Origin of the sequence: Frankia sp. Cppng1_Ct_nod, assembly GCF_920656135.1 — a bacterium.
Lineage (GTDB): Bacteria > Actinomycetota > Actinomycetes > Frankiales > Frankiaceae > Protofrankia > Protofrankia meridionalis.
Genome location: NZ_CAKKTK010000064.1, coordinates 19,720 through 27,361, shown reverse-complemented (window position 1 = coordinate 27,361; position 7,642 = coordinate 19,720). Strand labels below are relative to the sequence as shown.

Here is a 7,642-nt window from a genome sequence, read left to right as displayed (position 1 = left end):
GGGCTTCTCTATTTCCGCTGGCCGGGTTGACAACACTCGACCAAGGATCGGATACCGTTATCAACAGGCCATGTTTCTGGTATTAGTCAAGCCGAGATGGAAAAGGCTCAGTGTGACCTGGAACCAGGGGAAGGAGATGGCCCGCCACGCCGATTTCACCATCCGAACCGGAATTTTGGTGTACTTCTGCGACCCACATTCACCCTGGCAGCGGGGCTCGAACGAGAACACCAACGGCCTTCTTCGGCAGTACTTCCCGAAGGGCACGGACTTGTCCTTGCATTCCCAGGCGGATCTCGATAGAGTAGCCGCGGAGCTGAATGGCAGGCCCCGCGAGACGTTGGGCTGGCGAAAGCCGATAGAAATGTTCAACGATCTGCTGGAAAGGCATGTGTCGCCATGACCGCTTGATTCTGCCGATACCGACCGTGTCCACGACATCGATTAACGAGCACCAGAAGTTACGTAAGATGGTTCGCGCGCTGCTCACCGCGCGTTGCACCGAGGTTGACGTCCGCAACCACATGATGACTCAGGATGGCTTAGATCAGCGGCTGTACCGGAAGTTGGGGGATCTTGGGCTGCTCGAGCTGGCGGTGTCTGAACGCTTCGGCGGCGCGGGATTCGGTCTGCAAGAGGTGGGCGTCGTCCTGGAGGAGGCGGGACGGACGCCTCTCTGCGCGCCGTACCTTTCCTCCGTTGGGAGCACCCTGCACACCTGTATTTCAAGCGTGCCGAGACGGCACAACTCATCTTTGGGACACCTACCGAACACCGGCAGGCGCTGGCGAAACGGTCGGGTATAGCGAACGGAGTGCTCGTATGACCTCAGCGCAGGACCCACTCCTGGTCACGAAGGACGCCGGCGTCCTGACCTTGACGATGAACCGCCCTCCCCAACGTAATGCTCTCAGTCCGGGCCTGGTGTCCGCGTTCGCCGCTGCGCTCGCCGATCTCGCACACGATGACTCACTCGGCGCATGCGTCGTTACCGGGGCGGGGTCAGCCTTCTGCGCCGGACTCGACTTCGCCGCGTACGCCGAAGCGAGCGCCGATCGCACAACAGTTACCGCTCTGCTGCACTCAATCGGGCGGACCCCAAAACCGATCATCGCCGCGGTCAACGGACCCGCGGTCACCGGCGGCTTGGAGCTTGCGCTCGCGTGCGACTGGATCATCGCCTCTGAAAATGCGCTCTTCTTCGATACCCACACTCGTGTGGGCGCGTACCCAGGAGGAGGGCTACCGGCCTATCTGGTGGAGGCCGTGGGCCTGCGGACCGCGAAAGCAATGACCCTCGGCGGACTTCGCCTTGATGCCGCGGCCGCGCTCCGTGCGGGGCTCGTCGCCGAGGTCACATCCCCGGCAGAGCTGCTCAACCGCGGCACTGAGGTCGCGCGCACGATCTGCATGCACGACTCCCGGCTCGTTGGGATGCTGCGCGCGGGCCTGAATGAGGCGGTCGGCCGGACGACGGAACACACCCTACGTGCGGGAGAGGAGCACCTACGTGCGTGGCGCGCCTCAGCGGACACCACATTCCAGCGAAGTCACTGAGCAAAGGAAGCATGCATGTTTCAGTTGAGACTCGGCGGACCCGACCGAGAGTTTCGGGACGAATTATGCGGCTGGCTCGCTGACAACCTCAGCGGGGACTTCGCTAAACACCGTGGCGTCGGTGGAGTTGCCGACGACTCCTTCTGGGAGCTTCGGATCGAGTGGGAAAAGCGACTCGCCGCTGACAGGTGGCTGAACATCACCTGGCCCGTCGAATACGGTGGTCGTGGCGGGACCATCAACCAGGAGATCATCTTCCAGGTCGAACACGCGCAGGCCGAGGCGCTGTACTGGGCCGAAGTGCACGGCCGAGACCTGTTCGGCCCCACGCTCCTCGAGTACGGGACCCCCGAGCAGAAGAGCCGCTTTCTGCCTGCGATCACCAGCGTCCAAGAATTCTGGGGCCAAGGATTCGGCGAACCGGGAGCGGGCTCTGACCTGGCGTCGCTCACGACGTCCGCCGTACGAGACGGCGACGAATGGATCATCAACGGTCGGAAAATCTGGATGACCTTCGGCAAATACGCCGACTGGATGTATGTGGCTCTTCACGGTACGACGGATCCCGTATTTGACCGTCTACGGATCGCGATCGTCGCTGGTTACGTCTTGTAACTGCAGGACGGGTCGGGAGGGCGCACCCGCCTGGAAGGATCTCGTCTGCCTAGAAGGCTTGGCCGGGCGAAGCTGTCATGATCGAGTCAAGTTCGTGGGCGTGAGTCAGGCTGCCAGACCTGCGTGTTGGACGAGTTGGTTGATGGCGGTTTCGCAGGCGGTGGCTGCTCGTCGGAGGGGTCTGTTGCGTTGTGCGGAGGTAGAACATGACGGGCACTGCCGGACCGGTGATCAGATCGCCAGGGTGAGCTCGGCGAAAGTAGCCGTCAGCCGTCAGCCGTCAGCCGGATTCGATCCGGTTGTTCGCTTGCCGGGCGTCGTTGTGGGGCGGCGGGCAGCAGCTCCTCCAAGATTCGTTGGGTAGGAGGCAGTCTGGTCGATGGTCACTTCTACTGGCCGGCTGCTGTGGGACAGGGCTCGAGTGAAGAAGTGGCGGGCTGCGGTCAGGTCGCGGTGTCCGGAGGCGAGGACGTCGATGACCGCCGAGACGGCGGACTTCACCAACGCAACAGTGCCTTCCTACGGATGGTTTAGGATCTGGGACGTCGAGGTCACCGTCGGCCATCGGCACCGCCGGCCGGCGGTTTAGGTCGTTACCAACCGGCTAGCTCTCACTACTACATGGTAACTCAAGGTAATACATGGCAACTCCAGTCGAGGTTGATCCAGATCTGCGGGGAGGTATGAGTCTGTTCGTCGGCCGAGAGAAGGAGCTGGACGAGGCGGTACGCCTGTTACTTGCTTCCGAGATGGGCTCGGTCCTGGACATCGTCGGCGCGAGTGGCCTGGGTAAGACCTCCTTCATGCGGGAGCTGGCCAGGCGGGTCGATGTCGCCGGCCTGCAGGACATCGTTGTCGAGGACATGTCCAGGTTCTTGCGGGAGGGCCCGGAGTTCAGCGGTGAACCGTCGACCGGAGTCCTCTGGGACACCTTCTTACGAACCAGCGAGCTGATGCTTCAACTCGCCGAGCGGATAGCCCGGCAGAAGTCCGACTCGTTCCGCTTGAAGTGCGCGAGCGAGAGGCGGAAGTTGGGCCGCCCCCCGACGGACGGTGACGATCGGCTCAAAATGGCGATCCGACGATCGCAGTTGGCCGTCGACAACGTTTTCCTCGACAACTGGGCGCACTGGAGCGACAACCGGCGTGTTCTGCTCACCGTCGACTTCTTCGACAAGATCGCGGACGAGGAGATGGGGCTTTGGCTCGCTCGTGTCGCGCGCCGCCTGAAGAACACCCTCGTGGTCGTCGCCCGGGAGTCGCTGCCGAACCAGACCTCAGATTTCAGCCGCTGGCACGTTCGGTCGCTGTCACCGCTGTCGCGCGACGAGGTTGCCTGCTACCTCGACGAGTTTTTTCACGAACTGCTCGATCCAGTGCTCGCGGACGAAATATACCGGTCGAGCTGGGGATACCCGGGCGTGCTGTCGCTGGTGGTCGAGAAGATCAGAGGGGTGGACCCCCGAACTCTCACTCCGGCAGAGCTTCAACGAATCCTGCCCGAGCGCTTACAGGCACCGTCGGGAGGTTCGTCGGACGACCTCAGATTCGTCGACCTCATCGCCGATCTCGTCGATCCGAGCCTGCTGGACGCGGTGTATGCGTGCGCGGTGGTCAGTACCTTCGACGAGCCTCTGCTCGCAGAACTGCTCGGCGGGGCCGAGAACGAAAGCAGCGAGGTCGAGCCCGCGTCCGCGATCCGAACGCTGGAGAGTCTCGGAATCATCGAACAGGTCGCCACCGACCAGCTGTCGAGGCGTTTCCGGCTGCACGAGTTCATCCGGCCGGCATTGACCCGAATCCTCCAGGAGCTCCGTCCGGAGACCTGGCGGGACCTACATCGACGGGCTGCGCAGCACTACTTCCGGTTCCTGTCGGACTGGGACGACGACAACTCGGCCAGCCCGGTTACTTCGCTGTACAAGTACGAGCATCCAGTCTGGCTGGCCTACAAACGCGAGTGGTTTATGCACACCGGCCGGGCATCCGGAGATCGCGTCATCGTCAGAGCGCGTTTTTCGCTGTTGTTCCTGGAGGCTCACTGGTGGTACGGAAACTACGAGCCGTTCTACGTTAACCGGCAGATGCTGGATGAATGGGAGCGGGACTGGCAGTGGACGGGTTCCGAGGCCGGGGGCGTGGCCGCGAGCTCGGATGCCGCCCAGGACGATCCGGACAACCGGCTCCACGCCGCCCTGGAATTCATACTCGACCACTACCCCACCGGGTGGGTCAAGGCCTCGGCGCCCTGGGACGATATTCGCGACGAGTTGCTGGTCGTGCGAGACCTCAGCGGGTTGGATCAGGCCGCCCGCGCCAGCGCGACCACCGAAGAGGAAAAAGAGCTGAAAAAGCTCGACGGACTGCTCAATATATTCCTGGCACACAGCCGCCGGTATCTCGATCCGACTGATCGAAACGCGGATACCTACTACGACCAGGCTATCGCCGACTTCGCTGAGCTCGACGACGAATGGAACCTCGCCTGGCTATATTTCGAGACGGCTGATCTCGCTCTCGAACGCGGGTCCCTAGCCGAAGCGCGGACCCGCGTCCGCGATTCTGCTGAATACCTGAAGAGTTACGTCGGCGACTCCGAGGACTGGGACGAGGAACTGATCTCGGACCTCTTCCGGATACGAGCCGAGGTTCGCTGGGAGGCCGATGACGTCAATGAGGCGCTCACCGACTACTGCCGCGCTGTAGGTCACGCCTACCGGTGTTTCTTTTCCCCTGACAAAACCCCGGACCACTACGAGAGTTTGTTCTACGAGGAGATGACCACGCGAACGGCGAACCGCCTGGTTGAGATCGTCGACCTGGCCGGCGTCACCGAGGCCCGCAGATGGGCCGACCGGGTGCGCGAGCTGATGCCCGGCGGCGGCTCGGTCGACGACGACGAGGTCCGGGACATGTTGCGAGACGCGGACCTCGTCAAGCTCCGAGCGTGGCTGTTCCCGCGCGGGCCGGCACCGGACGAGGAACAGGTGGTGGAATCCGCCTTCTTCGACGAATGGACGGCGCTGAACGAGAACACGCCACTGTCGGATACCGCCGTCGAGTCGCTCCGCCGCTGGTGAATCAGTCCCATGGCATAGCGGTTTACGGCGAGTCGGACAACCCGAGTCGGGTCGCGAGCCATGACGCTTGCCAACGGCGTTCGTCCAGGTAAGGGTCCCCGCTGGGCGAGACGCGGCGCTGACTCGCCGCCCGCGCCGCGATGTACGCCAACATGGCCGGCGGATAGGCATCCAACGATTCAAGCGCGTCGGTGATGTACGCGGACAGCAAATTCGCCGAGGATCCACGGTAGTGGACAGGCACCGCCGCACCCTCGAGGGCGCGAAGTTTCAGCCCGACCGCGTCCCCGTCCTCGACAAAAACCCGAACGGCAGCCTCGACCGACTCCGCCAACGACCACATGCTGGTATCCCGCAGTTCGGCGGCGGCATGCTGGGCCACTCGCCCGACGCAGGCTACGCTGAACTCCCGGGCCGTCCGCGTCGTCCACCCCTCGACGCGCGCACCCAGCCGCCCGCGGCTGGCCGCGACCTTGTTCTTGTACGTCACGATCTGACCAGCGAGATCGATCCGCCACAGGCCCTCGGCCAACCAGTAGGGAAGGTCCTCGACCCGGCACGCGTGGATTCCGGCCTGGCAGGAGACCGGGCTGCCGGCATCAATCCAGTTGCCCCCCGAGCCGACCCAATCGTAACCGGTGAAAACGCCTTCCCCGGACGGCCGAAGGAACTTGTAGTAACTCATTCTGAGGCGCTCCGGGCCTGCTCGAGAACAGCGGTCGCGACCCTGCCGGAAAGCCCTTCGGGAACCGCCACCGTCGCCGTGGCCTCCAAAGCGGCGAGTGCGCGCCGTACCCGGTCGCTGTACGCCAGGCATGGCGGGCAGATCAGCAGATGCTGCTCGAAAGCGTTCTGATCCCTTTCGGACAGTTCTCGGTCGTGCCAGGCTCCGACTAGATCGAATATATCTTCACAGCTGATGTCCAGCGTGCTCATCGGCCACCCATGTTTTCCCGCTCCCCGTCGGCGGGGGCTTTCCCGGATTCCGCCTGGAGTTCTTGGTCCAGATACTCGACGTACGCCCGTCGGGCGTCGTCCAAGATTTTTCCTTGGTTTTCCGGTTCCAGACCGGTTATTTCTGATGTCTGGTCGACCGAAAGTCGCGCCGCGTCCCGAAGCAGCAGCAGGATCCGCTGATCGCCGGGCAACCGCCGGACCGCGCTCAGCACCTGGTCGCCGGCCGGGGTCCGTTCAGCTGGCCAGAAGGGAACATCGACGTCCCACCAGCCGGCCCAGCGGTCGTCCGGCGGCAGGAAGAAGTGGTCGGCGGAAAACACCGAGGCGGCGCCCTCGGGTTCGTCCAGCCGGCCGTCCGCTCGTAGCCTTCGGAGGATCGCCCCGAGCAGGCTGGCCCGAACCGGCGTCCCGGGGTCGACTAGAAGGGTGCAGATCGTATCCGACCAGGCACTTTCGATCACGGCGTCCATGCCCGTGGTGCCGATACCCACCGCCTCCGTCAGCAGGACGGCACAGCCGTGGTGCGCGGCCAGCAGGCTGCCGACGGCGGGGAGCTTGCCGGCCGGGATGTCGCCGCCGCCAGGCGCGGCCCGGCGAGAAGCGTCGTTCACGCCGAGGCTCGGCGGAATCTCGGAATTTCCGGTACACGATCAAGCGGCCACAGCGGTAGCCGACCGTCCGCCTCGGCCTCGCAGGCACCTCGTCGGAGCGCCAGGAAGTCGGCGTCAGCGGATACCGCTGCGCTTCCTTCGCACAACTCGAAGTACTCCTCCAGAAAGGCGGTGACAGCCGGCGTCGGCACGGTCGGCCCCGACTCGTCCAGACAGATCAGCAGCATGTCGAAGACCCGGGACAAGCCGGGCCGCAACGAGGGCTGGAAGAACGGCATGGGCAGCAGGGCCGCGCCGGTTCGCTGGTAGAGCCTGAGCCGGGCACCCGGGTCACCGTAGGAGCTGGGCTCGTGGAATCGGGGGTCCTCGATCTCGGCGAGCACGATCGAGGGCAGGACAGCGGCCCGCCATTGTGGGATGACCTCGGTAAGCAGCACCCGGCCGATACCGCGGCCCCGGGTATCGGGTCGTACCGCAATGTAGCTGAGAAGCAGTACCCCAGAACGCGGGTAGATCTCTCCCAGCATGCCGCCGACGACGGTTTCACCGTCGAGGACAAGGACGCCCGGACCGGGGTTGTTGGCGGCCGCTTCCCGCAGCTCGTCCCAGGTCACGAGTTCTTCTGGCGAAAAGGCCGCGGTCAGTATCTCCGAATAGAAGCATGCCAGGTCGGCCTCGGCGACGTCGTAGAGACTCACGATCTTCAGTTCGCCGGAGCCGTAGGGTCCGGTCGATCTCGACATGGCCACACTTTTCATCATCGCGTCCCCGTGGTCCGATGACCAGTCTCGCCAGGACGAGCCAGATTCGTCTCGGACGCCC

The 7,642-nt window shown here is 63.9% G+C and carries 9 protein-coding genes and 1 pseudogene; 5 read left to right on the top strand and 5 right to left on the bottom strand.

The window, feature by feature from the left end; genetic code table 11:
- The 4 genes from NBW77_RS16870 to NBW77_RS16860 form a co-directional block, all read left to right on the top strand.
- Positions 1 to 403 (top strand): IS30 family transposase (locus NBW77_RS16870; protein ID WP_242605859.1); only part of this gene is annotated, 403 nt, incomplete at its 5' end.
- Positions 390 to 806: an acyl-CoA dehydrogenase family protein gene (locus tag NBW77_RS22510; RefSeq protein WP_131746943.1), complete on the top strand. Its 417-nt coding sequence runs from the start codon at positions 390 to 392 to the stop codon at positions 804 to 806. The genes NBW77_RS16870 and NBW77_RS22510, both read left to right, overlap by 14 nt.
- Positions 807 to 822: 16 nt before the next feature.
- Positions 823 to 1,557: an enoyl-CoA hydratase-related protein gene (locus NBW77_RS16865; protein WP_131746942.1), complete on the top strand. Its 735-nt coding sequence runs from the start codon at positions 823 to 825 to the stop codon at positions 1,555 to 1,557.
- 15 nt (positions 1,558 to 1,572) lie between these two features.
- Entirely contained in the window at positions 1,573 to 2,172 is a 600-nt protein-coding gene (locus NBW77_RS16860; protein ID WP_131746941.1) for an acyl-CoA dehydrogenase family protein, read from the top strand.
- A 286-nt stretch (positions 2,173 to 2,458) separates the two neighbouring features.
- On the opposite strand, the pseudogene NBW77_RS16855 reads toward NBW77_RS16860, so the two are convergent.
- Positions 2,459 to 2,652, bottom strand: a pseudogene (locus NBW77_RS16855) (DDE-type integrase/transposase/recombinase); the annotation flags it as partial.
- A 203-nt stretch (positions 2,653 to 2,855) separates the two neighbouring features.
- On the opposite strand from NBW77_RS16855, the gene NBW77_RS16850 reads away from it, so the two are divergent.
- Positions 2,856 to 5,252, top strand: a complete 2,397-nt coding sequence (locus tag NBW77_RS16850; protein ID WP_131746940.1) for an ATP-binding protein — start codon at positions 2,856 to 2,858, stop codon at positions 5,250 to 5,252.
- A 22-nt stretch (positions 5,253 to 5,274) separates the two neighbouring features.
- On the opposite strand, the gene NBW77_RS16845 is transcribed toward NBW77_RS16850, so the two are convergent.
- The 4 genes from NBW77_RS16845 to NBW77_RS16830 are packed head-to-tail and all read right to left on the bottom strand — an operon-like array spanning position 5,275 to position 7,563.
- Positions 5,275 to 5,937 carry a hypothetical protein gene (locus tag NBW77_RS16845; protein WP_131746939.1) on the bottom strand — a complete coding sequence of 221 codons (663 nt, stop codon included), beginning with the start codon at positions 5,935 to 5,937 and terminating at the stop codon, positions 5,275 to 5,277.
- Positions 5,934 to 6,188 carry a zf-HC2 domain-containing protein gene (locus NBW77_RS16840; protein ID WP_131746938.1) on the bottom strand — a complete coding sequence of 85 codons (255 nt, stop codon included), beginning with the start codon at positions 6,186 to 6,188 and terminating at the stop codon, positions 5,934 to 5,936. The genes NBW77_RS16845 and NBW77_RS16840 overlap by 4 nt, the downstream gene beginning before the upstream one ends.
- Positions 6,185 to 6,820, bottom strand: a complete 636-nt coding sequence (locus NBW77_RS16835; protein WP_250279993.1) for a hypothetical protein — start codon at positions 6,818 to 6,820, stop codon at positions 6,185 to 6,187. Before NBW77_RS16835 ends, NBW77_RS16840 begins: the two co-directional genes overlap by 4 nt.
- Complete coding sequence (locus NBW77_RS16830) at positions 6,817 to 7,563, bottom strand: GNAT family N-acetyltransferase (RefSeq protein WP_250279994.1); 747 nt, start codon at positions 7,561 to 7,563, stop codon at positions 6,817 to 6,819. The genes NBW77_RS16835 and NBW77_RS16830 overlap by 4 nt, the downstream gene beginning before the upstream one ends.
- Between the last annotated feature and the right edge of the window lie 79 nt (positions 7,564 to 7,642).

What these genes read in the sequence shown, in the direction of transcription:
- NBW77_RS22510 (WP_131746943.1), top strand. Translation starts at nt 390, where the DNA reads ATGTGTCGCCATGACCGCTTGATTCTGCCGATACCGACCGTGTCCACG.
- NBW77_RS16865 (WP_131746942.1), top strand. Translation starts at nt 823, where the DNA reads ATGACCTCAGCGCAGGACCCACTCCTGGTCACGAAGGACGCCGGCGTC.
- NBW77_RS16860 (WP_131746941.1), top strand. Translation starts at nt 1,573, where the DNA reads ATGTTTCAGTTGAGACTCGGCGGACCCGACCGAGAGTTTCGGGACGAA.
- NBW77_RS16850 (WP_131746940.1), top strand. Translation starts at nt 2,856, where the DNA reads ATGAGTCTGTTCGTCGGCCGAGAGAAGGAGCTGGACGAGGCGGTACGC.
- NBW77_RS16845 (WP_131746939.1), bottom strand. Translation starts at nt 5,937, where the DNA reads ATGAGTTACTACAAGTTCCTTCGGCCGTCCGGGGAAGGCGTTTTCACC.
- NBW77_RS16840 (WP_131746938.1), bottom strand. Translation starts at nt 6,188, where the DNA reads ATGAGCACGCTGGACATCAGCTGTGAAGATATATTCGATCTAGTCGGA.
- NBW77_RS16830 (WP_250279994.1), bottom strand. Translation starts at nt 7,563, where the DNA reads ATGTCGAGATCGACCGGACCCTACGGCTCCGGCGAACTGAAGATCGTG.